The sequence below is a fragment of the Streptomyces sp. NPDC059582 genome, from assembly GCF_042735715.1.
Taxonomy (GTDB): domain Bacteria; phylum Actinomycetota; class Actinomycetes; order Streptomycetales; family Streptomycetaceae; genus Streptomyces.
The window spans coordinates 49734-74725 of record NZ_JBHWCC010000017.1 but is presented as its reverse complement, the minus strand read 5'-3'; the positions used below and the strand labels follow the sequence as shown (position 1 = coordinate 74725).

Sequence of the window (24992 nt, the reverse complement as noted above, 5' to 3'; positions counted from 1 at the left end):
CGCGTACGCAGCCCACCACGAGCCCCGCGGCTCGCAGCACCAGCACACGCACCACCGTCAGCAAAGGGGCCGGGGGATGAATGCCCGCACCGAGCCTGCAGAGGCGGAGCCAGACGCGACAGCGCGGCCACCGCTCATCCGCGAGTTCCTGCTCGTCGCAGGACTCTTCCTCGTCTACAAGTTCGGCCGGCAACTGGCGACAGGCCATACCGGCGAGGCCTTCCACAACGCACACCGCGTGTGGGACCTGGAACGAGCGGTCCATCTGCCCGGCGAGGGCTCCGTACAGGGCCTCCTGCTGCACGGAGACACACCGGTACACCTCGCGAACACCTACTACGCGACGGTCCACTTCCCCGTCACCGTGGGCTTCCTGATCTGGCTCCACCTGCGCCGCCCCGCGCACTACGTCTGGGCCCGCCGGGTCCTGGCCGTGCTCACCGCGGCCGCCTTGGTGGTACACGTCAACTTCCCGCTGGCCCCGCCCCGGATGCTCGCGGCGACGGGCCTCGTCGACACCGCGCAGGTGTACGGCCCTTCGGTGTACGGCCCGCCCGCCGACGACCATCTGTCGAACCAGTTCGCCGCGATGCCGTCGCTGCACTTCGGGTGGGCGCTCATGGTGGCGATCGGCCTGATCGCCGCCACCCGCTCCCGTTGGCGCTGGCTGTGGCTGCTGCATCCGCTGGCGACCCTGCTGGTGATCGTCGGCACCGCGAACCACTACTGGCTGGACGCGATCGCGGCCGGCGCCCTGCTCGGCCTCGCGCTCGCGGTGATCCACCTGCCGCACCGCACGGCGACCACCGCGGGACGCGTCCGCGACGAGTTCGCACCGGCCGAGAAGCTCCTCCCGGCCAAGGACCTCCTCCCGGCCGAGGACCTCGTGTCGTCCGAGAAGCACGCACTGGCGGGGGCCGGCCGGTGAACGCCACCCTGCTCTCCGTCGTCCTGTCGCTGTTCTCCGCCGTCGCCTACGCGGCCGCGGCCGTCGCCCAGGAACGCCTCGCCGCCCGCACCTCGGGTTCCGGCACACTCCGGCTGCTGAGCACCGGCGCGTGGTGGAGTTCGGTCGCGCTCAACGCGGGCGCCGCCCTGCTGCACGTCGTGGCCCTCAAGTACGGCCCGCTCACCGTGGTGCAGCCGCTCGGTGCGCTCACCCTGGTCGCGGCGGTGCCGCTGGGCGCCCGCATGGCGGGACGCCGGGTCAGCAGGAACGAGTGGCGGGGCACCGCCTACACTCTGGCCGGACTGAGCGCGATCCTGGTCACGGCGTCCGGCGCGGCGCCCGACGAGGTACTGAGCATGCCCGAGGCGCTCACGGTCGCCGCGGGGACGGCGGCGCTCATCGGTCTGCTGTCACGGCCGGGCGCCCGGCCCGGTCTGCGGCACGCGACCGCGTCCGGCTTCGCCTCCGGAGTCGCCTCGGCGCTCACCCAGACCGTGACGGTGGCCGCGACCGACCGCTCGGGCCCGGTGCTCAGCGTGCAGGTGATCGGGGTGGCCCTGCTCGTCGCGGCGTTCGCCACGGGTGGACTGCTGCTGTCGCAGACCGCCTACCGGGGCGGGCTGGGCGCGCCGCTGGCGGTGGTGACGCTGGCGAATCCGCTGGCCGCCGCCGTGATCGGCCTCGCGCTCCTGGGCGAACGCCTCCAGGGCGGGGTGGCGGGCGTGGTGCTCGCGCTGGCGGGGGCGGGACTGGCCTCCTGGGGTGTCGTCCTGCTGTCGCGCACGGCACCGGACCGGCCCGGCCTCTCCGCGCCGGCCGACGAGGAACATCCCGTGGCCGCGGTGCTGGCCCTGGAGGCGGAAGCGGCGTCGGCCAAGGCGGCGCTGCTGCCCCGGCAACCGGACCCGGGACACCTCACACCGCTGTGAGTCGTCCGCGGGTGCGCGGGAGTGCCGGAGGCGTGGCGGGAGTGCCGGTGTACGGCACGCGGTGTCCCGCAGGCGTTCCGCACACCCCGCATTCGGTATGCGACGTACGAGATCCTGCACACCGTACGTGTACGGCACACAGGATCCCCCCGCACCTCTTGCCTAAGCCCCCCGCCGTCACCGGCGTCAGCCCAGACCCCGCGAGTCCTGCTTCAGGGCCGTGTCGACCGTCAGCGCCGTGGCCACCACGAGGCTCAGCAGCGGCTCGGGCAGCTGGTAGTGGATCTGGAGGACGTAGTTGTCCGCGGTCGTGAAGAGGGTCTTGGCGAGGCCCTCCCAGGTCTTGGTGATCCGGGCGACCTCGTTGTCCGCGTGGTCGACGATCGCGAAGTTCCAGGCCCGCCAGTTCTCCGCCTTGACCGCGCCGACCTTCTGGCCGTTGGCGTTGATGGCGAAGTTGATCTTGCCGAACATGTTCTGCTGGACGATCTCGCCGACCGGCTGACCGTCCGGACGCTGCACGACCACCCGCGACTTGAATATCTTGCGCGGGCGCGTGAGCAGCAGCACGGGCTGGCCGTAGGCGTCCCGGATCTCCAGCTTGTGCGTGAGGAACTGGTCGATGCTGGAGACGAAGCGCAGGATCTTCTTCAGCACGCCCTGGCCGACCTGGACGACCGAGCCGAGCGAGTTGCCGTTCTGATCCATGACCTTGTACTCGTTGGTCAGCTCGATCAGCTTGGCCTTCTGGTTCACCACCAGGACGGGCTCGGTGAACAGCGTGCCGCCGCCGGCGCCGCTCGCGGCGACGCCGGCTTCCTGCTGCACCTGCTGCTGCACGCGCGGGTCGGGGCCGGCCTGCTGCTGCGGTATCTGCGGCGCCGCGGGGGTCTTGCCGCCCGGCTGGTCCGCGTTGGTGTGCTGGGTCCACTGCGCGCCGTCCCAGTAACGGAGCGTCTGGGGCGCCCCCTGCGGATCGGGGTACCAGCCTGGAGGAGTGTTCGATTGCGTGGTCACCGGGGCACACTACCCTGCGCGTCCGGGGACCTGACCAGTCCCCAGGACGCGCTGTTCATCGCCCTTTTGCAGCTTGTCATCGGGTGACGATGGCGGGGTCGCTGACGCCGGGGCAGCCGTTCTCGACATGTCCGGCGAAACGTCGCAGATAGGCCGCGTCGGCGCTGGACGTGACGGTCAGGTCGTACCAGCGCTTGCTCGCCGTGAGGTCGACGGTGTGCCGGACGGTGGCGCCGGGCCGCACCTTGAGGCTTCGTGCCCGGCCACCGTAGCCGCTGGCCACCTTCAGCTCCACCGTGGCGGAGCCCTTGTTGGTGAGGACCAGTTCGATGTCGTCGCCCTGGTGCCGTGCGGTGACCTCGGGGCCGGCCGCACCCTTGCCGGGACCCCTGAAGGTGCGCAGGAAGCCGTTCGGGCCGTGCACCGTCAGGTCGTACGCGCCGGCGGAGTACGCGCTGTTCCAGGTGTCGGAGACGGACTTGCCGGCCTCGGTGGTGTAGCTCCAGGGCCCGTCCGTGCGGTTGCCGGAGGTGACGAGGAAGGCCGCACCGGCCTGGGCGCCGGAGGCGAAGGTGAGCGTGAACTTCCCGGCGGCCGGGTCCGCGGCGCCGTCCACGGTCGGGACGTACTTGAGCGGTCGGGTGGGCCGCGGGCCGGGCTCCTGTCCGGGCAGGGCGGGGTGGGCGGGCGGGGTGGGCACGTAGTCGGGGTGCCGGTCGCCGTCCGGGGGCCGGTAGCCGTCGGTGTCCGGCAGGACGACCGGCCTCGTGTCCTTGCGGGAGAAGTCGAACGCCGAGGTGAGGTCGCCGCAGACGGCGCGGCGCCAGGGCGAGATGTTCGGCTCGTGCACACCGAAGCGGCGCTCCACGAACCGGATGATCGAGGTGTGGTCGAAGGTCTCGGAGCAGGCGTAACCGCCCTTGCTCCAGGGGGAGACGACGAGCATCGGCACACGCTGGCCGAGGCCGTACGGGCCGGCGACGTGGCCACTGTCACCCTTGAACACGTCGGGGCCGACGTCGACGGTCGACTTGCCCTGCGCGGCGGAGGCCGGCGGGAACGGCGGTACCAGGTGGTCGAAGAAGCCGTCGTTCTCGTCGTAGGTGATGAACAGGGCCGTCTTCGCCCAGACGGCCGGGTCGGCGGTGAGCGCCTCCAGGACCTGCGCGATGTACCAGGCGCCGTAGTTGGCGGGCCAGTTGGGGTGCTCGGTGAACGCCTCGGGGGCGACGATCCAGGAGACCTGCGGCAGCTTTCCGCCCGTGACGTCGGCCTTGAGCCGGTCGAAGAAGCCCTCGCCCTTGCGGGCGTCGGTGCCGGTGCGGGCCTTGTCGTAGAGGGGGTCGCCGGGCTTGGCGTCACGGTACTGGTCGAAGTAGAGGAGCGAGTTGTCGCCGTAGTTGCCGCGGTAGGCGTCGGGGATCCAGCCCCAGCTGCCGGCGGCGTCGAGGCCGTCGCCGACGTCCTGGTAGATCTTCCAGGAGACGCCCGCCTTCTCCAGGCGTTCGGGGTAGGTCGTCCAGCCGTAGCCGGCCTCGTCGTTGCCGAGGACCGGGCCGCCGCCCTGGCCGTCGTTGCCGGTGTAACCGGTCCACATGTAGTAGCGGTTGGGGTCGGTGGAGCCGATGAAGGAGCAGTGGTAGGCGTCGCAGATGGTGAAGGCGTCGGCGAGCGCGTAGTGGAACGGGATGTCGTCGCGGGTCAGGTAGGCCATCGTGGTCGCCGACTTGGACGGCACCCACTTGTCGTACCTGCCCCCGTCGAAGGCGGCGTGTCCGTCGTTCCAGCCGTGCGGGAGGTCCTGGAGGAACGCCATGCCCAGGTCGTCGGCGTCGGGGTGGAAGGGCAGGACGTCCTTCGTGCCGTCGGACTGGCGCCAGACCGGCCGGCCGGGCGTGGGCGAGGCCGGGTGCGGGTCGCCGAAGCCCCGGACGCCGCGCAGCGAACCGAAGTAGTGGTCGAAGGAGCGGTTCTCCTGCATCAGCACGACGATGTGCTCGACGTCCTGGATGGACCCCGTGCGGTGGTTGGCCGGGAGTGCGGCGGCTCGCTCGATGCTGCTCGACAGAGCCGCGAACGCCGTCGTGGCGCCAGCGAGTTGGAGGAAGCGGCGCCGGTTGACCTCGGACATGGGTGAGCGACCTCTCTCGTCGTGGTGCGCCTCTGGCCGGTAGGGACGGAATGTGCGCGCAAGGAGTGTTCCAAGAGCGTCGAACGGCAGGGAAGGGTCCGGTGGCGTCGACGTGAAAGTCACCCGTACGTGAGAAGCGCGAGGCACCAGAGCCCTGCCGAGGCGCTCACCCGGCACGAACAGGGCCGGAAACCACCGGATGGCCGAGAACGCGCCCGCCGCTCGTCCGGTGGCGAACATTCCGCGCGGTCGTGCACATCGGGTACACGCCAATACCGCCCGTCCGGGGCGCGACACCGACGGGGCGGGGCGGGCGGCCGCCTCGTTCGATCACGCCCGGGATGTCGTGCGCGTATGCGGTCAACCACGGTGCGTCACACCGCCGTTGCACGCCCTTCACAGAACGCGCACTTTCGGCCGACCGGCGTTTTCGGGGTTCCGGCCGGGGCAGACGGTGCGCTCGTCGGATGCCTAGCCTCCCGGGCCATGCGATCAACACTGATGAGACGCCTCGGCCTCACCGCCGCCCTCGCCATCGTGCTCGCCGTGTTCGGCCTGGCCCCCAGCGCGAGCGCCGACCCCGCACCGGCCGAGCTGGCGTTCACCACCGACAGCGCGACCACCACGCCCGGCGGCACGGTGAACCTGTCGATGACGATCACCAACAACAGGACCTACGACATCTGGTTCGTGTACCAGACGATCGACCCGACCTGGCTGACCACCCAGCGGCCCGACCTGAAGTACGGCTTCACCGGCTGCACCCTGGCCACGGCCGCCGGCAACACCCCCTGTTCCGGCACCGGTCCGGCCAACCTCGGCACGAACTACGGCACCACCGTCCCGCCCGGCCAGAGCCGGACCGTCACGCTGACCCTCCAGGTCGCGGCCGACTCCGGCTGCAACGGCAACATCGGCTTCTACTCGTACTACTACGCCGAGTTCAGCGACAGCGCGAACACCAGCGGCGGGCCGGTCTACACGCCCGAGACGCGCGTCCTCTGCGCCTGACGGACGGGCCGGTGGTGAGGTTGTCCTAAATCCGCTCGGCGATCACAGCGCCCCCTGGTCCACACCACCGGCACTTCGCTCGACCGGCCCGACCGACTCCCGGTCGGGCCGTTGCGGGCCCGGGACCAGCATCGAGGCCCCTCGCGTCCACCTGGGCTCCTACGCCCCGATGACCGTCAAGTGCCGGTTTCGGTACCGGTAACGACTTGTTGGACACCTGCACTTTTCCGTCATGTTTCGCAGCATGACCACGAAAGCTACACAGAGACATCACTATGTGACGCGACGGATGCGTCGGCGACTGGCTTCTGAGGGGGATGGCAGCGTCACGCAAGGGGGTGCGTCCGCTCCATGGGAGCAGTGCTCACCCCTGCCTGGGGAGGGGACTTCACCGCATGAAGCGGACCATACGCACGACCGCGCTCACGGTGGGCGCGCTGATCGCGGCGCTCGGCATACCCGCGGGCTCGGCCCACGCCGACAGCACCACGCCCCGCATCGACCTGCGGGTGCTGATCGTGAGCGACGGAGGCCCGTCCACCGACGCCATCGCGGCCGAACTGACCGCGGCCGGAACGCCGTACACGAAAATCGACCTCCAGCAGTCCGGCAGACAGGTGATCGACGCCGGTTTCCTGGCGGACACGGTCGACGGCCGGCCGCGCGCCAAGTTCCAGGCCGTGGTCCTGCCCAATGACAATCCCTTCGCCGCGGGCTCCCCCGAGATGGCCGCCCTGGCCGCCTACGAGCAGACGTACGCCGTTCCCCAGGTCGACGCCTACACCTACGCGCGTCCCGAAGCCGGTCTGCAGTACCCGGTCTACGGCGGCTACTCCGGCAGCGTCGACGGCGTCCAGGCCACGGTGACCGCGGCGGGCGAGGCGGGGCCGTTCGGCTACCTGGACGGCACCGTGCCGTTCGAGGACAACTCTCCCACCGTCGGTGAGAGTTACGCCTATCTTTCGACGGCCGCCGCCGGCGCGGACTTCACGCCGTACGTCGACGCGCCGATCCCGGGCCACTCGACCCGCGGCTCGCTGGTGGGCGAGTACCGGCACGACGGGCGGCGCGAACTCGTCGTCACCTTCGTCTACAACCAGTACCAGCAGCAGTTCCGGCTGCTGGCCCGCGGCATCGTGGAGTGGATGACCGGCGGCGTGCACCTCGGCGCCTCCCGCAACTACTTCGCCGTGCACGTCGACGACGTGTTCGCCGCCGACGACCGCTGGAACACCGAGCTCAACTGCACGCCCGGCGACGTCGACTGCACGGACCCCGACGCCACGCCCGACACGATCCGGATGACACCGGCCGACGTCGACCACGCCACCGGCTGGGAGAGCAGCCACGGCTTCACCCTCGACCTGGCCTACAACGGCGCGGGCAGCGTCGACCAGCGCGAGGACAACAACGGCGTCGACGCGCTCGCCGACAAGCTGATCGCCGACCGCAACCAGTTCCGCTGGATCAACCACACCTACACGCACGCCTTCCTCGGCTGTGTGCAGAACACCACCGTGGTGCCGTGGAAGTGCGCCACCCGCCCGGACGGCAGCACCCAGTGGGTCAGCAGGACGGAGATCTCCGACGAGATCGCCAACAACCTCGCCTGGGGCCACACCGCCGGACTTCCCTTGCAGAGCGACGAGTTGGTGACCGGTGAGCACTCGGGCCTGAAGGTGCTGCCGCAGCAGACCGTCGACAACCCCAACCTGGCGCCCGCCCTCGGCGACAACCACATCGCCTGGCTCGGCTCGGACAACTCCCGTGATCCCGCGCAGCGTCAGGTCGGTCCGGCGGCGACCGTCTCCCGCTACCCGATGAACGTCTTCTACAACGCCGGACACGCGGCCGAGCAGGTCGACGAGTACAACTGGATCTACACCAGCCGCGCCCAGGGCGGCAGCGGCATCTGCGAGGACAATCCCGCCACCTCCACCTGCCTGCCGGCCCCGCTGGACACGGCCACCGGCTACACCGACCACATCGTGCCGCTGGAGACACAGATCGCCCTCGGCCACGTCCTGGCCAACGACCCCAAGCCGCACTTCATCCACCAGTCGAACCTGGCCGAGGACCGCATCGCCTACCCGGTCCTCAGCGGCGTACTGAACGGCTACGCCGCCCTGTTCGCGGACAACACCCCCGTGGTGAACCTGCGGATGAAGGACATCGGCACCGAACTCCAGCGGCGTACCGCGTGGACGGCCGCGCTCCAGGCCGGACAGGTCAGCGCCTACCGGATCGGCGACACCGTGACCGTCGACGCGCCGAGCGGCGTGGCGGCGAGCGCGACCATGCCCGCCGGCACCACCCTGGCCGGCTCCGCGTTCGGACAGGCCTACGCGGGCGGAGTGTCCGGCTGGAGCGTCTCGGCCGACGCACCGCTCACCTTCACCCTGCCGACGTCCGCCGCGGCTCCGTCCGCGACCGTCGACGCCGGCCCGCGGGCGGAGGCCACGGCCACCGCGCCGGACGCCCCCCTGCCCGCGGGCGTGCTGGAGCAGGTCCCGTACGCCCCGCAGAGCTGAACGGCGCACCGACCGAAGGTCCCGGCCGCACCCTTCGCGGCCTGGACCGGCACGACCAACCACACCCCGGCCGTGGAGCCCATCGATGCACGTTCACCACGGCGCGCGCCGCCCTCGCGCGACGCGCGTCCACCTGCTGACCGAAGGAACGTACCCGCACAGTCACGGAGGCGTGAGTGTCTGGTGCGACCAACTGGTGCGCGGGATGCCCGACATCGACTTCGAGGTCATCGCCGTCACCGGCACCGGACGCGAACCGATCGTCTGGGACCTCCCCGACCACGTCTCCCGCGTCGCCTCCGTCCCGATGTGGGGCGACCCACCGGCGGGCCGGCCGCCCCGCGGTCGCGCACGTAACCAACTCGTCGCCGCCTACGAGCAGTTCCTGACCGCGCTGCTCGATCCGTGCGCCGAGGACGGCTTCCCCGCCGCCCTCTACACGATGGCGCGGGCCGCCGCGCACGGCACGCTCGGTCCGTTCCTGCGCGGCGACCGGGCGATCTCCGTCCTGACCGGCGTGTGGAACCGTCCGGGACTGGCCGTGCGCGAGGCCCGGCCGACCCTGCACGACGCGCTGACCGCCACCGCCCTGCTGGAGCACGCGCTGCGCCCCCTGGCGACACCGCTGCCGGAGCACGGCATCACGCACGCGGTCAGCGGCGGTGTCGCCGCGCTGCCGGGGCTGGCCGCCCTGGAACGGCACGGCGTACCGCTGCTGCTCACCGAGCACGGCGTCTATCTGCGCGAGCGCTACCTCGGCTACCGCACCGCCCCCTACCGCTGGCCGGTGAAGGCGGTCGTCCTGGGCTTCTTCCGGCTGCTGGCGGAGGAGACCTACCGCCGGGCCGCCCTGATCACCCCGGGCAACCGCTACAACCGGCTGTGGGAGGAACAGGGCGGTGCCGACCCCGCCGCGATCCGCACCGTCTACAACGGCGTGGACCCGGAGGCTTTCCCGCCGGCCGGGCCCGAGCCGGAGGTGCTCACGCTCAGCTGGGCGGGCCGCGTCGACCCGATCAAGGACCTGGAGACGCTCATCCGTGCCTTCTCCCTCGTACGGGCGCAACTTCCCGCGGCCCGGCTGCGGTTGTTCGGCGGTACCCCGCGCGGCGGGGAGGCGTACCGGGAGCGGTGCGAGGCCCTGGCGGCCGAGCTCGGGCACGCGGACGCCGTCCGGTTCGAGGGCCGGGTCGACGACATCAAGGACGCCTACGCGGCCGGCAACGTGGTGATGCTCTCCAGCATCAGCGAGGGCTTCCCGTTCACCCTGATCGAGGCCATGTCGTGCGGGCGGGCGACCGTCTCCACCGACGTGGGCGGGGTACGGGAGGCCGTCGGCGACACCGGTCTCGTGGTTCCGCCGCGCGATCCGGCCGCCATGGCCGCCGCCGCGCTGGAGCTGCTGGGCGATCCGGGGCGGCGACGGGCGATGGGCGAGGCGGCCCGGCTGCGGGTGATCGAGCAGTTCACCCTGCGCCAGACCGTCGACACCTTCCGCTCGATCTATCTGGAGCTGCCCTCGCTCGACCGGCGGCCGGCCGAGGTGCTGCCACCCGTCCTGGTGGACGCGCCCGCCCCGGCGGTCACCGGCACGGGGAGCCTCGCCGGATGAGCGGGCCGATGTCACTCGAACCCGGCGGGACCGAGCAGGACACGCTGGCGCTGCGGCTCGCCGACCCGCGCCCGCAGCGCCGGCGCCCGCGCTGGGCCCTGGACGACACCACGCTCACCATCCGGCTGCCGCGGACCGGCCCGGACGAGGAGGCGGTCAGCGCGCTGGCCGCCGAGCTCGCCGACCGGATCGGCCCCGCCGTCCATCCCTACGAGGTGGCCGCGCTGCTGGAGGCGGAGGGGCTGTCCGCGGAGGTGATCCGCGGCCGGTACGGCCACCCGAACCTGTTCTCGCTCGCCGCCGCGCTGTACGAGCGGGTGCCGCGCACGTTCCCCGAACCGGCGCCGGCCGCCGATCCCTGGCGCCCGGACACCGTGCGCTGTCTCCTGCGGGGCGTGCTGTTCGCGCTGCCGGGGCTCGCCTACCTGCTCACCGCGCCGCTGTGGCACGCCGAACACCACACCCACGCCCTGATCGTGGCGGGGCTCGTCTCCTGGGCCTGGGGGCAGGCGCTCGGCCACCGGGCCCATCTGCGGATGACGACGGGCCGGCGGGAGGCGGGCCGCACCCTCCTGGCGGGCGCTCCCGTGGGTGCCGTGGTGGCCACGGCTCTCTCGGCGCTGCCCGCCGGGTCCGGCGCCGTCACCCTGGTGGCCTTCGCGCAGTCGCTGTACCTGGCGGCGGCCGGGGTGCTGCTGGTGCTCGCCCGGGAGCGGCTGCTGCTGGCCGCGCTCACCCCGCTGGTCGTCGGCACCGCGGTGCTGCCGTGGTGGGAGCCGGGCACCGTGCTGCGGGCCGGGCTGCCGCTGCTGGCACTGCTGGGCACCCTCGCCGCGGCCGGCTGGGCGCTGCGGGACACCTTCGCGGCGGCTCCCGTCGCCGGCGCCGCCCGGCCGCGCCTGCTGTGGTCACTGCCGTACGGCCTGTTCGGGCTGGCGGCGGGCCTGCTGGTACTGCTGGAGGGCCGGCTGCATCCGTACGCGGTGATCGTGCTGACCGTGAGCATGGGACCGGCCGAGTGGCTGCTGTACCGCTACCGCGGGATGTCGGTCGCGGCACTGCGCTCGACGGCGACGCCCGCCGCGTTCCTGCTGCGCTCGGTCGGTGTCCTCGGCGGCTGTCTGCTCGTCTATCTGCTCCCGCTGCTGCCCGCGGCCCTGCTCACGGGGGCCGACCCGGCCGCGCTGCTGCCGCTCGCGGCGACCCTCTGGACGGCGCTGCTGCTCCAGGCGTTCGGGGCGGCCTGGTCCTCGGCCGGTATCTGTCTCGCGGCCGCGGCCGGGGCCGGCGCGGTCACGCTCCTGGATCTCCCGCCGGGCCCGGCCGTGCTGCCGCTGTGCTGCGGCGCCGCGGCGCTGTGTCTGGCGGTGTGCGCACTGCGGCTGCTCGGCCGCCCCGCCCCGCACGCCTGACCGGCCCGTTCCCCCTGCTCCGTATCCCGCACCCCGCACCACACCCCGCAGTCCCGTACGAACACCGGCCCCTCGCGGGCCGGATCCGCCCCCCACATCTGCGCAACCGACCGGAAGGACCATTGAGTTGACCTCCGCACCGCTCGCCGCCGTCACCGGGGCCGAAGGATTCATCGGCTCGCACCTCACCGAGGCGCTGGTCGCCTCGGGACACCGGGTGCGGGCCATGGCCCAGTACAACTCCTTCTCCTCCTACGGCTGGCTGGAGACCCTGTCCGCGGACGTCCTGGACCACGTGGAGATCGTCCTCGGCGACGTCCGGGACCCGGGCTCGGTACGCGGCCTGCTCGAAGGCGCCGACTGCGCCTACCATCTGGCCGCCCTCATCGCGATCCCGTACTCCTACCAGGCGCCGCACAGTTACGTGGACACCAACGTGACCGGCACGCTCAACGTGCTGGAGGCGGTGCGCGCCCTGGGCACGCCCCGGCTGGTGCACACCTCGACCAGCGAGACGTACGGCACCGCGCAGACCGTGCCCATCACGGAGGACCACCCCATCAACACCCAGTCCCCGTACGCCGCTTCGAAGGCGGGCGGGGACCGGCTCGCCGACAGCTACCACGCGAGCTTCGACACCCCGGTGGTGACGCTGCGCCCGTTCAACACCTTCGGGCCGCGCCAGTCGATGCGGGCGGTGATCCCCACCGTCATCGGCCAGGTGGCGGCCGGGCAGCGCACCATCACCCTCGGCGACCTGCGTCCGACCCGGGACTTCACCTATGTGAAGGACACCGCGCAGGCGTTCCTCGCGGTGGGCACCGCGCCCGCCGAGCAGGTCGTGGGCCGCACCTTCAACGCCGGGACCGGCGGGGAGATCTCGGTCGGCGACCTGGTCGCCCTGATCGGGAAGGTGATGGACACCCCGCTCGACGTGCGCGAGGACACCGAGCGCATCCGGCCGGCCAACTCCGAGGTGATGCGGCTGGTCGCCGACGCGACCCGGCTCGGCGCGGCCACCGGCTGGCAGCCCGCCCACACCCTGGAGCAGGGGCTCGCGCGGACCGTGGAGTTCTTCCGCGACCCGGCCAACCTGTCCCGCTACAAGACCGGCATCTACAACATCTGACCCCGTCCGGCACGTTCGCGTACATCCACCAAGGAGGAGTCTCATGCACGCAGTGATCCTGGCGGGAGGCAAGGGTGTCCGGCTGCGGCCCTACACGACGGCGCTGCCCAAGCCGCTCGTACCCATCGGTGACCGGCACGCGATCCTGGAGATCGTGCTCCGCCAGCTCGCCACGGCCGGCTTCACCCACTGCACGATCGCCATCGGCCACCTGGGAGAGATCATCCGCGCCTATGTCGGCGACGGCTCCCAGTGGGGCATGACGGTCGACTACGCCACCGAGGAGAACCCGCTCGGCACCATGGGCCCGCTGCTCACCCTGCGCGAGCGGCTGCCCGAGACGTTCCTCGTGATGAACGGAGACGTCCTCACCGACCTCGACTACGCCGACGTACTGCGCCGGCACGAGGAGTCGGGCGCCCCGCTGACCATCGCCACCTATCAGCGCAAGGTGCACATCGACTTCGGGGTGCTGACGACCGCCGCGAGCAAGGTCGTCGCGTTCACCGAGAAGCCGAGCGTGGACTACCGGGTCTCCATGGGGGTCTACGGCCTGTCCCGATCGACGCTCGACGGCTACACGCCGGGGCTGCCGCTGGGCTTCGACGAGCTGGTGCTCGACCTCCTCGCGGCCCAGTCGCCGCCGCACGCCTACGACTTCGACGGATACTGGCTCGACATCGGACGTCCGGACGACTACGACCGGGCCAACGCCGAGTTCAGCACCCGCAAGTCGATGTTGCTCAAGGGAGCCTGACCACCGCATGCGCATTCTCGTCCTGGGCTCCTCCGGCTATCTGGGCGGCCACGTCGTCGAGCGACTGCGCGCCCTGCCGGGCGCGTCGGTCCTCGTCGGCGGCCGCTCGCCGGCCGCCGAGTTCGGCATCGACCTCGCCACGGTCCCTCCGGACCGGCTGGCGAAGACCCTGGTGTCGGCGGCGCCCGACACCGTGATCAACTGCGCGGGCGCGACCGGCGGTGACCCGGTGACGCTCGCCGAGGTCAACTCCCGTGGCCCCGCGGTGCTGTGTGCCGCGCTGCGCGAGGCGGCTCCCGCGGCCCGGCTGGTCCATCTGGGCTCGGCCGCCGAGTACGGCCCCGGCGTCCCGGACACCCGGGTGCCGGAGTCGGCGGCCACCTGTCCGGTCGCGCCGTACGGCGCGACCAAGCTGGCGGGCACGGTCACGGTGACCGCGTCGGGCCTGGACGCGGTGGTGCTGCGGGTGGGCAACCCGGTGGGGCCCGGGGCGCCGGCCACCGGGCTGCCCGGCCGGATCGCCGCGCTGCTGCGGGCGGCGGGACCGGACCCGGACGCGGTGCTGCGGCTCGGTGACCTGTCGGCGTACCGGGACTTCGTGGACGTACGCGATGTCGCGGGGGCGGTGGTGCTGGCCGCCACCGCCCCCGGGCCGCTGCCGCCGGTCCTCAACATCGGCGGCGGGCAGGCCGTACCGGTGCGCGATCTGGTGCGGGCCCTGGCGCGGCTGGCCGGTTTCCCGGGTCGGATCGAGGAGAACGGGGGCGATGCGGTCGGATCCGCGCGTTCGGCCCAGGTGTCGTGGCAGTGCTCCGACATCACGGCCGCCGGTGCGGCTCTGGGCTGGCGGCCGTCCCACGGCCTGGACGACTCGCTGGCCGCGCTGTGGGCGGCCGCCGGTACCTCGCCGGGCCGTCCGGAAGGCGACCGGGCGCCGTGAGTCTGCTGATTCCGCTGTACGTCCACCCGGCCGAGGACCCGGGAGCCTGGCACCGGCTCATCACGGCGGCCGCCCGTACCTACGGAGTCGTCCTGAACCCCGCGAACGGTCCGGGTCCGGGCCCCGACCCGGCGTTCACCGCGGCGGCGGGGGCGCTGCGGGCGGCCGGGGCCCGGCTCCTCGGTTACGTCGACACCGACTACGGGGCGCGCGACCCGGCCGAGGTCACCGCCGACATGGTCCGGCACCGGGAGTGGTACGCGGCCGACGGCTGTTTCCTCGACCGCGTGACCTCGGCACCGGCCGGTCTGCCGGCCTGCCGCAAGCTGGTCCGCTCGGTGCGCCGGGCCGGCGCCGGGACGGTCGTGCTGAACCCGGGCGTCCATCCGGCTCCCGGGTACGCCCGGCTCGCCGACCTGACGGTCACGTTCGAGGGCCACTGGTCCACGTACGTCTCCGCGTTCAGCAGACCGCCGTGGACCGCGCGGCACCCGCCGGAGCAGTTCTGCCACCTCGTCTACGGCGTGCCCGAGGCGCTCGTGCCGCTCGCCGTGCGCACCGCGCGCGAACGCGGCGCGGCGGTCTGCGGACCCGTGACGGGAGAACCGCCCAACCCCTGGGCCGAGTTGACCCCCGCACTGACCGGGACGGAGCAATGAGGAACTGCACGGCACTGACCTGCGCGACCCTGCTGGCCACGCTGGCGGCCGCGGCCCGGGGTGGCCTGGCAGTGGCAGCTCGACGGGAAGGTCGACCCGTCGGCCGCCGACGTGCCCGTCTACGACATCGACGGCTTCGAGAACTCCGCGGCGGACGTGGCCCGCCTGCACCGCGACGGCCGCAAGGTCATCTGTTACGTCAACGTGGGCGCCTGGGAGGACTTCCGCCCCGACGCGGCCGCCTTCCCCCGCTCGCTGCTCGGCGCCCCCAACGGCTGGGAGGGCGAGCGGTGGCTGGACATCCGCCGGCTGTCCGCACTGCGGCCGATCATGGAACGCCGGTTCGACATGTGCCGCGACAAGGGCTTCGACGCGGTGGAGCCGGACCTGGTGGAGGGTTACGGCAACGACACCGGTTTCCCGCTGACCGCGCGCGACCAGCTCGCGTACAACCGCATGATCGCGGACATCGCCCACGACCGGGGCCTGTCGGTGGGCCTCAAGAACGACCTTCCGCAGATCCCCGAGCTCCTGCGCGACTTCGACTTCGCCGTCAACGAGGAGTGCGCGCAGTACGACGAGTGCGCGCGGCTCACCCCGTTCATCAAGGCCGGAAAGGCGGTCTTCCACGTCGAGTACGAGGAGCCGACCGGCAGCTTCTGCCCGCAGTCCCGCAAGCTGAGGCTGTCGTCGATGCTGAAGAAACTGGAGCTCGGGGTGTGGCGCCGGGCCTGCTAGTGCCGGTCCGGCCCCTTCCAAACGGGCTCAGCCGGTGACGATCCCGACGAAGAGGTTGATGGCGCTGGCGAGGATGCTGGTGCCGAAGACGTAGGACAGCAGGCAGTGCCGCAGCGCCATGGCGCGGATCGTCGTACTGGAGACGTCGGTGTCCGAGACCTGGTAGGTCATGCCCAGGTTGTAGCTGAAGTACAGGAAGTCGCGGTACGCCGGTGGCTGCGGGGAGTTGAAGTCGATCCCGCCCGCGGACTTCGGGTAGTAGAGGTAGGCGTAGCGGGTGGCGTACATCAGGTGCAGTGCCGCCCAGGCCGCGAACACGCCGGTGAGCGCCGTCACGGCGTGAGCGGTGTCGGAGTTGCCGAGCAGCAGCACGACGATGCCGACCAGTCCGCACACCGCGACCGCGATCACCACGAGTTCCTCGGCCACGGGCCGCAGGTCCTCCCGCCGGGCATGAGCGTGGGTGGCCGAGGCGTCCATGGGCCACAGCACGATCCAGCCCGCCACGACGAAGAAGGCCTCCGTCGCGGCGATGCCGGCCAGGACGCCCAGCGGTGCGTCGACGGGCACACCGACGGCGGCGCCGACCACGGCGCCGACGACCACCGCGCAGGCGAGCCGTGGGATGGCGGAGACCGGCAGCCAGGTACTCATGCGTCGGGACACTAACGGTATCGGCGGCCCTGGCCACGGCATCGCCCCACGCGTCTCGGGAAGGTGAGCCGGACGCCGCCCGCGCCTAGCCCGCATGGGCCAACAGACGCGCGCTCCCCGGTCGCGGACGGCAGGGTGTTGGTGCGGGCTCGTGCGCGCCCACCAGGGATGACCAGCACTTACGGCCGGGAGGATCCATGCGGGAGAAACCGCTGCACAAGATCGGCGACGAGTTGTCGCGCCTGCGCCAGGAGTTGACACGCGGCGCGGAGCACCTGTCGCAGCCCGTCGGCTTCGGCATCGACGGCGAGTTGGTCAGCGGCCTGATCGCCGACGAGCTCTCCCCGCGGCAGGAGGCGGAACTCGCCGGGCAGGTGGCGCGGCTGCTGCCCTTCCACTATGTGCAGACCAACACCTACGCCTCGATCATGTCGCAGGTCACGGACCATCTCGGCGGTCAGCAGAAGCTGGTGGACTGGCTGGACCGCTTTCCGGGGCTGCCCCGGCTGACGGCTCGTCTGTACGTCCTCATGGGGCTCCTCGACGGGTTCAGCGAGAAGCACGCCGTCGTCACCGCGCTGCGCGAGTTCCGCGAGCGGACGCCCTATCCGTCGGGTCTCAAGGGCTACCTGGTGCCGGAGACCGACGACGAGACACTCGCCGGTCTCGCCTCTCGCATCGAGGACCTGCTCGGCGACGGGGAGACCGACCGTTGCGTCGAACTCGCCCTGGCCACGACGGTCTGTGCACGGCAGATCGCGCCGCGCGCCGCGGAACTCGACCCCGAAGTCGACGACCTGGGCGAGCTGATGGACCACTGCCACCAGGACATCCAGGAGGCGGCGTCCGCCGAAGACCGGACCCAGGGCTGAGGCGCGGTCGCTCTCAGGCGGCGCGGGTGATGGTGACCTTGACGTGCTTCATGAGCGGCTGGTCGCTCTGGACGCTGTAGTCGCCGATCGCGCACAGCACGTTCATCTCCGGCATGTAGCCGGCCGCGCAGCCACGGGGGATGTCGTAGGGGATGGCGAGGTATCCGTCGAGGTGACGCCGGCTGCCGTCCTTGGCGGTGGCGGTGATGTCGACGGGGTCGAACTCGCCGACGCCGCGCTCGCGCATGTCGTCCTTGTTCATGAACACCAGGGTGCGCAGGCCCTTGACGCCCCGGTAGCGGTCGTCGTCGGAGTAGATGGTCGTGTTCCACTGGTCGTGGGAGCGCATGGTCTGCAGGGCCAGGGTGCCCGCGGCCGGGACGACGTCGGGCAGCGGGGCGGTGGAGAACTCGGCGAGCCCCGTGCCGGTCAGGAAGACCAGTTCGCGGGCCGGCTGCTTGATACGGAAGCCGAGCGGCAGACGCACCCGGCGGTTGCAGTCCTCGAAACCGTCGAGGGCCTGGGCCATGGTGTCGCGGATGCGGTCGTAGTCCTCGACGTACCACTCCCACGGGGTGTCGCTCTCACGGAGGGTGGCGCGGGCCATCCCCGCGATGATGGCGGGCTCGGAGAGCAGGTGCCGCGAGGCGGGGCGCTTCATGCCGATGGAGAGGTGGACCATGCTCATCGAGTCCTCGACCGAGGTGCTCTGGATGCCGCCTCGCTGGTGGTCCTTCTCGGTCCGGCCCAGACACGGCAGGATGAGCGCCCGGCGGCCGTGGACGACGTGGCTGCGGTTGAGTTTGGTGCTCACCTGGACGGTGAGGTCGCAGGCTCGCAGCGCGTCGTAGGTGTACGGGGTGTCGGGCGCGGCGAGCGCGAAGTTGCCGCCCATGCCGACGAAGACCTTCACGTCGCCGCGGTGCATCGCCTGGATGGTGCCGACGGTGTCGAGGCCGTGCTCGCGCGGCGGGTCGATCCCGCAGACCTCGGCGAGCCGCGCGAGGAACGCCTCGGTGGGCCGGTGGTCGATACCGCAGGTCCGGTTGCCCTGGACGTTGCTGTGCCCGCGCACCGGCGACGGTCCGGCGCCCTCGCGGCCCAGATTCCCGCGCAGCAGAAGGAGGTTGACGATCTCGCGCACGGTGTCGACGCCGTGTTCGTGCTGGCTGACGCCCAGGCACCAGCTGATGATGCTGCGGTCGGCGTCGCCGTAGATCCGTGCCATTTTCAGGATGTCGGCCTGGCTGACCGCGGACTGCCGCTCGATCTCCTCCCAGGGGGTCTCCTCACACACCTCGCGGTACTCGTCGAAGTACGCCGTGTGGCGGTCGATGAACTCCTGGTCCAGCGCCTTCGGATCGTGTTTGGCCTGTTCCAGGACCGCCTTGGCCACACCGCGCAGGAGCGCCATGTCGCCGCCGATGCGGGGCTGGATGTTCAGGGTGCTGGTCCTGGTCGTCTTGAACAGAGCCATGTCCATGAAGTCGTGCGGCACGATGGTGCAGGTGGCGGCCGCCTCGACCAGCGGGTTGATGTGCACGATCTGGGCGCCGCGGCGGTACGCCTCGGCGAGCGCGGTGAGCATCCGGGGCGCGTTGGACGCCGCGTTGACGCCCATGATGAAGAGCGCGTCGGTGGCCTCCCAGTCCTTGAGGTCGACGGTCCCCTTTCCGGTGCCCAGGGACGCCTGGAGTGCGCGACCGCTGGCCTCGTGGCACATGTTGGAGCAGTCGGGCAGGTTGTTCGTGCCGTATTCGCGGGCGAACAACTGGTACAGGAACGTGGCCTCGTTGCCGAGCCGGCCCGAGGTGTAGAACGACGCCTGGTTCGGATCGTCCAGCTCGCGCAGGGTCCGGCCGACCAGTTCGAACGCGTCCTGCCAGCCGATCGGGACGTAGTGGTCCGACTCGGGGTCGTAGACCATGGGCTCGGTCAGCCGTCCCTGGTCCTCCAGGTCGAAATCGCTCCAGCCGAAGAGTTCCGCGACCGTGTGGCCGGCGAAGAACTCGCGGCCCACGCGTTTGGGGGTCATCTCCCAGGTGACGTGCTTGATCCCGTTCTCGCAGATGTCCAGATGCAGGCCCTTGATGTCGTCCGGCCAGGCGCATCCGGGACAGTCGAATCCGGTCCGCTCGTGATTCATCCGCATGATCGCCCGTGGCCCGTCCACGAGGGCGCGCTCCCGCGCCAGTACACGGGTCACGCTCTTGGCGGCGCCCCAGCCGGCCGCAGGGTGGTGGTACGGACGGAAGTGCGGTTCTTCGGTGGGAACGGGCCCTACACGGGGTTCCAGCCTCTCCTGGTCCTCGCGGGAGCTCACCTGGTCTCCGTGGGAGGCGTTGTCACCGTGGGAGGCATGGGAGGCGTTCAAGGCACTCACCCCTTCGCCCGTCCTGGGCTGGGTTCGACGGCCGTCGCCCCCTCAGGCTATGGCGGGTGATCCCATGGCGCACCGCGACGGTTGCCGACGGTCGCTACACCGTGTCACCACCTCGGCTACGATGCCCGAAAACGGGTGCTTTCCACCCTTTCTCGTGTCCCGCCCCGAGGAGCAGGAAATGACCAGCGAACCCGCGCCGATCAGTGACGCCGCCCGGCACGCCCTCGAGCAGGAGCTCGCCGACGTCCGCACGGAACGCGCGACGGTCGCGGCCGCCCTGCGGGACCCCGACACGGTCGGTGACCGCGCCGACGAGGCCGACGAGTTGCAGCGCGCCGACGAACTCGACCGGCTCGACGCCCGGATCGCGGACCTCACCCTGCGACTTGGCCAGGGAGCGGCGGCCGGGCCGCCCGCCACCGACCTGGTGGGCGTGGGCAGTACGGTCACCGTGCGCTTCGCGGGCGGCTCGGTGGAGACCTTCCAGATCGGCGAGGTGGCGTCGGCGTCGGACCAGACGCTGGTCACGTCCGACAGTCCCCTCGGGCGCGCGCTGCTCGGCCGCCGGGCCGGCGACTCGGTGCGGTACGCCACGCCCGCGGGAAAGGTGACGGCGGTGGTGGTGTCCCTCGGGACGCCTCCCGAGGGACAGGAGTGATCCCTGCTCGGCCCCGGGCTCAGCCCTGGTAGCGGGTCGGCGGGAAGGGGTCCCGGGCCCTGCGGGTGACCTTGCCCGTCGGGAGCTCGCCCGAGTCCGCCTCACGGTCGATCTCGTTCTGCTCCGCCCAGTACACGGCCTGCGGGTCCGGCGGGGTCCCGGCGGCCAGGTCGACGTCCCGGCGATCGCGCTCCGTCCGCCGTTCGAGCTCGTCCTGGTCGGGTCGCAGCGGCATGCCCCTGCCACGGCCGTAGTCCGGGTTGCCCTCTACCGCTCGGTTGGACTTGTGGTGGTGTCCCATGTGTCCGTCCTCCTCCGGTGCGCACCCGGGCCTCGATCACCCTCGGTACAGACCGAACGCGTGGCCGGCTCCTGCGGACCTATGTCTCCGCAAGGGGGAACAGCGTCTCCGCTCCCTGGTCGCGCACCATGCAACGAGGATAGTCGCGTCGCTCCGCCGGCACGCGGCAGGCGGTCGCGGCAGGCGGTCGCGGCAGGCGGTCGCGGCAGGCGGTCGCGGCAGGCGGTCGCGGCAGGCGGCTGACCGTAGGCCCGCGCCGTAGATCCTCGCCGTGCGCCTTCGCCGGATCCCACCCGCGGGATCAAGGCCGCGGCGTCACGCCGTCCCCGCGCTCGCGGCGGCGGACGGGTCGAGCACCACCACGGCTTCGTCCGTGTAGACCAGGAAGGTCAGGGTCTGGCGGAAGTACAGCTCGATGTCGGTGGCGTCGTGCGCCGTGTAACCGATGGCGAGATCCTCGCCGAGCCGCAGTTCGTAGTCGCCGCCCCGGGTGCTGAGCAGAAAGGCCCCTTCGATGGCCGGCGCCCAGACCGGCTGGCCGTCGAGGATCCGGCCCAGGTGCGCGACGACGGGATAGCCGTGGTCGGAGGTCTCGCTGACCGCCGTGTACGCCTCGGCGCCCAGCAGCAGCGAGTACGGACCCTGGACGCCGGCCAGCCGGAGCGTCGTCAGGGCGCGGCTGACCGCGTCCGGATAGTCGCGCGGCTCCGCCGGAAAGCGCAGCACGGGGTTGGAGGTGCGCCCGCGCAGTCCGTCGATGCGCGCGGCCGCGTACCCGTCGAAGACGGCCTGGTCCTCGGCGAACGCCATGGTGCGCGCGGCGTCCTTGACCGGCTGCCAGTCGGAGTCCTCGGCGCCCCGGTCGACGTCGTCGACGGCGGCCCGGCTCACCGTGAACGGCACCCGCAGTTCGACCAGCGGCTGGGCCTCGCGCAACCGTGCGCTGACGCCCTCCGGGCCGTCGATCCCGGTCAGATGGCCCGTCCCCACGGCCGCCAGCTCGGGGCCTTCGGGACCGGAGACGTCCACGACCCGTCGGCCCGCGAGGTTACGGCGGAAGGTTCGGCGCGCCTCGTCCTCGATCTCGGTCCAGGCCGCGGGGGTGATCGGGGCGAGTTCGCGATGCAGATTGCTGACGGTGTCGGGCGTGGTCATGTCCGAGCTCCTTTGAGGCTGCCGATGCCCAGTGAGCCACCCGTCCTCGCCGCGCCGACGGGCGCGTCGGGAAGATCGTCGAGGAAGGTGGCGGTCGGCACGTGGAACAGGCATCCGGTGATCGCGGTCGAGAAGTCGAGGATGCGGTCGTGCGCGCCTCGGCCGTCGCCGAGGAACATGTTCCTCAGCATCTGCTCGGTCACGTCCGGTGTTCGCGCGTAGCCGATGAAGTATGTGCCGAACTCGCCCTCTCCGATGGTGCCGAACGGCATGTTCTCGCGCACGATCTTTCGCTCGTTGCCGTCCTCGTCGGTGATGGTGTTGAGGGCCACGTGGGAGTCGGCGGGCTTGACGTCGTCGGGGAGTTCGACGTTGGCCGCCTTCGTCCGCCCGATGACCTCCTCCTGCTCCTGCGACGACAGGGCGTTCCACGCCGTCAGGTCGTGCAGGTACTTCTGCACGATCACATAGCTGCCCCCCGTGAAATCGGGGTCCTCGTCGCCGATGAACACCGCGTCGACCGCGCGCCGCCCCTCGGGGTTCTCACTGCCGTCGACGAAGCCGAGCAGGTCCCGCTCGTCGAAGTACTTGAAGGCATGGACCTCGTCGACCACCGTGACCGCGCCGCGCAGCCGCTCCCCGATCAGCCGGGCCAGTTCGAAACACAGGTCCATACGGCGGGCTCGCAGATGGAAGAGGAGGTCTCCCGGGGTCGCAGGGGCCCGGTGGCGTTCACCGGTCAACTCCACGAACGCGTGGAGTCCTTGTGGGCGCGGTCCGTCGAAGAGCCGGTCCCAGGCCGCCGATCCGACGCCGACGACACAGCTGAGCTGGTCGTCGGGGGCGCGGAAGGAGACCGAGCGGCGCAGGCCCGAGACGTCCTCCAACAGGTCACGGACCGTCTCCTCGCGCCCCGGGGTGATCGTGACCACCAGGAACACCGTGGCCCTGGCCGGTGGGGCGATCACGGTCTGCGGCTCCACCACGAGCGGCTCCTCGTCAGCTGTGTAAAGGGTCTTTCACGCACGAAAGGTCTGTCGCACACGAAACGGCCCGTCCCTCTTCCATCCTGCTGGGTCCCGGGCGAATCAGCACGGGGACCGTGGGACGGCCGCCCATGGGCGGCCGTCCCGGCGAAGCAACCCGACGCCATGACTGGGCATACCCCTTGCCGTACAGCCCTGGGGTATATACGGAGCATGCCGATTTCACGCCGGTTCGTCCCGTCCTGGCTTCGGCACGGCCGGCGGCACACGGTCGGCGGTGCGCGGCACGCGCTCTCCCTGCGCGGCGCGCTGACCCTGCACGACGTGGACGGGGCGGTGCCCTTCGCCGCGCGGGCCGCCCTGGCGATGGGGCTGGTCGGCGTGCCGATCGTGCAGGCGGGGCGGCCCGACCTCGCGGTCTACGCCATGCTGGGCTCCTTCACCAGCACGTTCGGCCGCAATCTGCCCTACTGGCGCCGGGCCCGCGTCCTCGCCCTGGTCGCCGTGGCGATGACCGCCTGCGTGGGAGGCGGTACGGCCCTCGCGGTGTGGGCCCGTCCGACGGCGGGCGGAGCCGGCGCCGCCGTGGTGGTCGCGGCCACGGCGCTCGTCGCGGGGCTCGCGAAGTTCGTCTGCGACGTCACCCGGCTGACCGGTCTGGGTGCGGTGCTGCTGCTGTTCGCGTTCGCGGTGGCGGCCAACAAGTCGCCCACGGGCGCCGATGTGCTCCCCTGCACCGCGCTCGCCGCCGCGGGAGCGGCATTCGCCTGGCTGCTGGCGGTGTCCGGCCGGCTGGTGCATCCGGACCGGCCGCAGCGGCTGGCGGTGACCACGGCCCTGCGCCGGCTCGCCGACATGCTGGAGGCGTCCGAGGGCGCGGCCGTGCCACGGCAGATCCGGCACCGGGCGACGGTCGCCGTGCTGCACGCCTACCACTCCCTCGGGCTGCCGCCCCCGCCGCGCGCACAGCCGACCGAGCCCGGCCGCGACACGGCCCTCGTCCAGCTGACCGACCTGTCCTGGACCCTGCTGATCGACTCCGCGCGGCGTCCGCCGGAGGATCCCGCCGCCACGGTCCGTGGCCTGCGCCGGCAGGCCCGCCTCCTCACCGACCGGTACCGCCGTACTCCCCCGGTCCTGCCCGAACTCCTGCTCCTCACCGGTGCGCCCACGCCACCGACGCCACCGACGGTCGCGCGGGACAATACGGCGGCCCGGCCCTCGACACGGACGTCCGCGGCGCCGACGTCCACAACGCGGCCGACCGCGGCACAACGGTCCGGGACACAGCCGCCCGGGGCACAGCCGCCCCCGGCGCAACCGTCCGGCGCACCACCGTCCGGGGCGTCGGGCGATCCCGCCGCCGCGCGCGCCACCGAACTGTTGATCGGGCGTCCGGGCGGCCCCGACCGTCTCGTGGCGCTGACCGTGCCCGCCCTGCGGATGACCGTCGGCACCGGCGTGGCGGGCGGGCTCGCCGTCCTGCTGCACCTGGAGCACGGCTACTGGGCGGCGATCTCGGCGGCCGCCGTCCTGCATTCGGTCAACCTCCGCACGACGGCCCAGCGTGCCGTCCAGCGGACCCTGGGCACGGCCGTGGGGCTGGTGCTCGCGCTCGGGGTGCTGGCCGCCGACCCGGAGCCGGTGGCGCTCGCGCTGGTCATCGTGGTCCTGGAGTTCCTGCTGGAGTACGTCGTGGTCCGCAACTACGGTCTGGCCGTCGTCTTCCTCACCCCGCTCGCCCTGCTGCTGAGCGACCTGTCCGCGCCCGCCCCGACCGGCGAGCTGGTCCTCGACCGGGTGCTGGGCAGCGTGGTGGGGATCGCGGTGGGGCTGGGGTGCGCGCTGCTGATCGTCCACGACCGTGCCGCGGTACGGGTGGAACGCGCGCTGGCCGCGTGCCGGAGGGCCGCCGACCAGGCCGAGCTGGCGCTCGGCGACCCCTTCGGACCGCCGCTCCCCGTGGCCCAGGTGAGTCTGGCGCTGTCGGTGGTGGAACTGCGCGAAGCCGACGACACCGCGGCCGGTGAACTGTGGCCGGCCGGCATCGACCCCACCGAACTCGCCGCCGCCGAACAACGCGCCTACCTCCTCCTGCACCGACTGCATCGTCCGGGGAGCTGACGGCACCCCTACCCCACGCGCGCCCCAACTGCCGTTCCCGGTAG

Annotated in this window: 20 protein-coding genes and 1 pseudogene; 14 read left to right on the top strand and 7 right to left on the bottom strand. The window is 71.9% G+C overall.

Annotated elements, in window-relative coordinates; translation table 11 throughout:
* Positions 1-76 precede the first annotated feature (76 nt).
* Both ACFV0T_RS17020 and ACFV0T_RS17015 read left to right on the top strand, forming a co-directional pair.
* A complete protein-coding gene (locus tag ACFV0T_RS17020) occupies positions 77-928 on the top strand; it encodes a phosphatase PAP2 family protein (protein ID WP_385779213.1) in 852 nt (283 codons plus the stop codon).
* The gene (locus ACFV0T_RS17015; RefSeq protein WP_385779211.1) at positions 925-1878 is read left to right on the top strand and encodes a hypothetical protein; all 954 of its coding nucleotides are present in this window, start codon (positions 925-927) and stop codon (positions 1876-1878) included. The genes ACFV0T_RS17020 and ACFV0T_RS17015 overlap by 4 nt, the downstream gene beginning before the upstream one ends.
* 186 nt (positions 1879-2064) lie before the next feature.
* On the opposite strand, the gene ACFV0T_RS17010 is transcribed toward ACFV0T_RS17015, so the two are convergent.
* Together ACFV0T_RS17010 and ACFV0T_RS17005 are read right to left on the bottom strand one after the other, a co-directional pair.
* Positions 2065-2895: a phospholipid scramblase-related protein gene (locus ACFV0T_RS17010; protein WP_385779209.1), complete on the bottom strand. Its 831-nt coding sequence runs from the start codon at positions 2893-2895 to the stop codon at positions 2065-2067.
* A 76-nt stretch (positions 2896-2971) separates the two neighbouring features.
* Positions 2972-5026: a phosphocholine-specific phospholipase C gene (locus ACFV0T_RS17005; protein WP_385779207.1), complete on the bottom strand. Its 2055-nt coding sequence runs from the start codon at positions 5024-5026 to the stop codon at positions 2972-2974.
* Positions 5027-5512: 486 nt separating this feature from the next.
* On the opposite strand from ACFV0T_RS17005, the gene ACFV0T_RS17000 reads away from it, so the two are divergent.
* The 9 genes and pseudogenes from ACFV0T_RS17000 to ACFV0T_RS16960 all read left to right on the top strand — a co-directional run.
* Positions 5513-6037 carry a hypothetical protein gene (locus tag ACFV0T_RS17000; protein ID WP_385779205.1) on the top strand — a complete coding sequence of 175 codons (525 nt, stop codon included), beginning with the start codon at positions 5513-5515 and terminating at the stop codon, positions 6035-6037.
* 395 nt (positions 6038-6432) lie between these two features.
* On the top strand, positions 6433-8568 hold the full coding sequence (locus ACFV0T_RS16995) for a hypothetical protein (RefSeq protein ID WP_385779203.1): 2136 nt from the start codon (positions 6433-6435) through the stop codon (positions 8566-8568).
* Between the two features lie 85 nt (positions 8569-8653).
* Positions 8654-10180 carry a GT4 family glycosyltransferase PelF gene (pelF, locus tag ACFV0T_RS16990; protein WP_385779201.1) on the top strand — a complete coding sequence of 509 codons (1527 nt, stop codon included), beginning with the start codon at positions 8654-8656 and terminating at the stop codon, positions 10178-10180.
* Positions 10177-11592: a hypothetical protein gene (locus ACFV0T_RS16985; protein ID WP_385779200.1), complete on the top strand. Its 1416-nt coding sequence runs from the start codon at positions 10177-10179 to the stop codon at positions 11590-11592. Before pelF ends, ACFV0T_RS16985 begins: the two co-directional genes overlap by 4 nt.
* A gap of 127 nt (positions 11593-11719) precedes the next feature.
* Positions 11720-12721, top strand: a complete 1002-nt coding sequence (locus ACFV0T_RS16980; RefSeq protein WP_385779198.1) for a GDP-mannose 4,6-dehydratase — start codon at positions 11720-11722, stop codon at positions 12719-12721.
* Positions 12722-12764: 43 nt separating this feature from the next.
* On the top strand, positions 12765-13478 hold the full coding sequence (locus tag ACFV0T_RS16975) for an NDP-sugar synthase (RefSeq protein WP_385779196.1): 714 nt from the start codon (positions 12765-12767) through the stop codon (positions 13476-13478).
* Positions 13479-13485: 7 nt separating this feature from the next.
* Positions 13486-14418, top strand: coding sequence for an NAD-dependent epimerase/dehydratase family protein (locus ACFV0T_RS16970; protein ID WP_385779194.1), 933 nt, complete (start codon positions 13486-13488; stop codon positions 14416-14418).
* Positions 14415-15077 carry a spherulation-specific family 4 protein gene (locus tag ACFV0T_RS16965; RefSeq protein ID WP_385779192.1) on the top strand — a complete coding sequence of 221 codons (663 nt, stop codon included), beginning with the start codon at positions 14415-14417 and terminating at the stop codon, positions 15075-15077. The genes ACFV0T_RS16970 and ACFV0T_RS16965 overlap by 4 nt, the downstream gene beginning before the upstream one ends.
* Positions 15078-15113: 36 nt before the next feature.
* Positions 15114-15815: pseudogene (locus ACFV0T_RS16960) on the top strand (endo alpha-1,4 polygalactosaminidase); the annotation flags it as partial.
* Positions 15816-15842: 27 nt separating this feature from the next.
* On the opposite strand, the gene ACFV0T_RS16955 reads toward ACFV0T_RS16960, so the two are convergent.
* Positions 15843-16469, bottom strand: a complete 627-nt coding sequence (locus ACFV0T_RS16955; protein WP_385779190.1) for a DUF1345 domain-containing protein — start codon at positions 16467-16469, stop codon at positions 15843-15845.
* A 197-nt stretch (positions 16470-16666) separates the two neighbouring features.
* On the opposite strand from ACFV0T_RS16955, the gene ACFV0T_RS16950 reads away from it, so the two are divergent.
* Positions 16667-17341: a hypothetical protein gene (locus tag ACFV0T_RS16950; RefSeq protein WP_385779188.1), complete on the top strand. Its 675-nt coding sequence runs from the start codon at positions 16667-16669 to the stop codon at positions 17339-17341.
* A gap of 13 nt (positions 17342-17354) precedes the next feature.
* Here ACFV0T_RS16950 and ACFV0T_RS16945 read toward each other — a convergent pair whose 3' ends face one another.
* Positions 17355-19637 (bottom strand): FdhF/YdeP family oxidoreductase, encoded by a 2283-nt coding sequence (locus ACFV0T_RS16945; RefSeq protein WP_385779341.1) that lies wholly within the window; start codon positions 19635-19637, stop codon positions 17355-17357.
* Between the two features lie 265 nt (positions 19638-19902).
* On the opposite strand from ACFV0T_RS16945, the gene ACFV0T_RS16940 reads away from it, so the two are divergent.
* The gene (locus tag ACFV0T_RS16940) at positions 19903-20382 is read left to right on the top strand and encodes a GreA/GreB family elongation factor (RefSeq protein ID WP_385779187.1); all 480 of its coding nucleotides are present in this window, start codon (positions 19903-19905) and stop codon (positions 20380-20382) included.
* A gap of 19 nt (positions 20383-20401) precedes the next feature.
* Here the strand turns inward: ACFV0T_RS16940 and ACFV0T_RS16935 are convergent, their stop codons facing one another.
* From ACFV0T_RS16935 to ACFV0T_RS16925, 3 genes are all read right to left on the bottom strand, one after another.
* Positions 20402-20683, bottom strand: a complete 282-nt coding sequence (locus ACFV0T_RS16935; protein ID WP_385779185.1) for a hypothetical protein — start codon at positions 20681-20683, stop codon at positions 20402-20404.
* Between the two features lie 315 nt (positions 20684-20998).
* Entirely contained in the window at positions 20999-21838 is an 840-nt protein-coding gene (locus ACFV0T_RS16930; protein ID WP_385779183.1) for a family 1 encapsulin nanocompartment shell protein, read from the bottom strand.
* Positions 21835-22824, bottom strand: coding sequence for a Dyp-type peroxidase (locus ACFV0T_RS16925; protein ID WP_385779182.1), 990 nt, complete (start codon positions 22822-22824; stop codon positions 21835-21837). Before ACFV0T_RS16925 ends, ACFV0T_RS16930 begins: the two co-directional genes overlap by 4 nt.
* Positions 22825-23037: 213 nt before the next feature.
* On the opposite strand from ACFV0T_RS16925, the gene ACFV0T_RS16920 reads away from it, so the two are divergent.
* Positions 23038-24948, top strand: a complete 1911-nt coding sequence (locus ACFV0T_RS16920) for an FUSC family protein (protein WP_385779180.1) — start codon at positions 23038-23040, stop codon at positions 24946-24948.
* Positions 24949-24992: the final 44 nt, after the last annotated feature.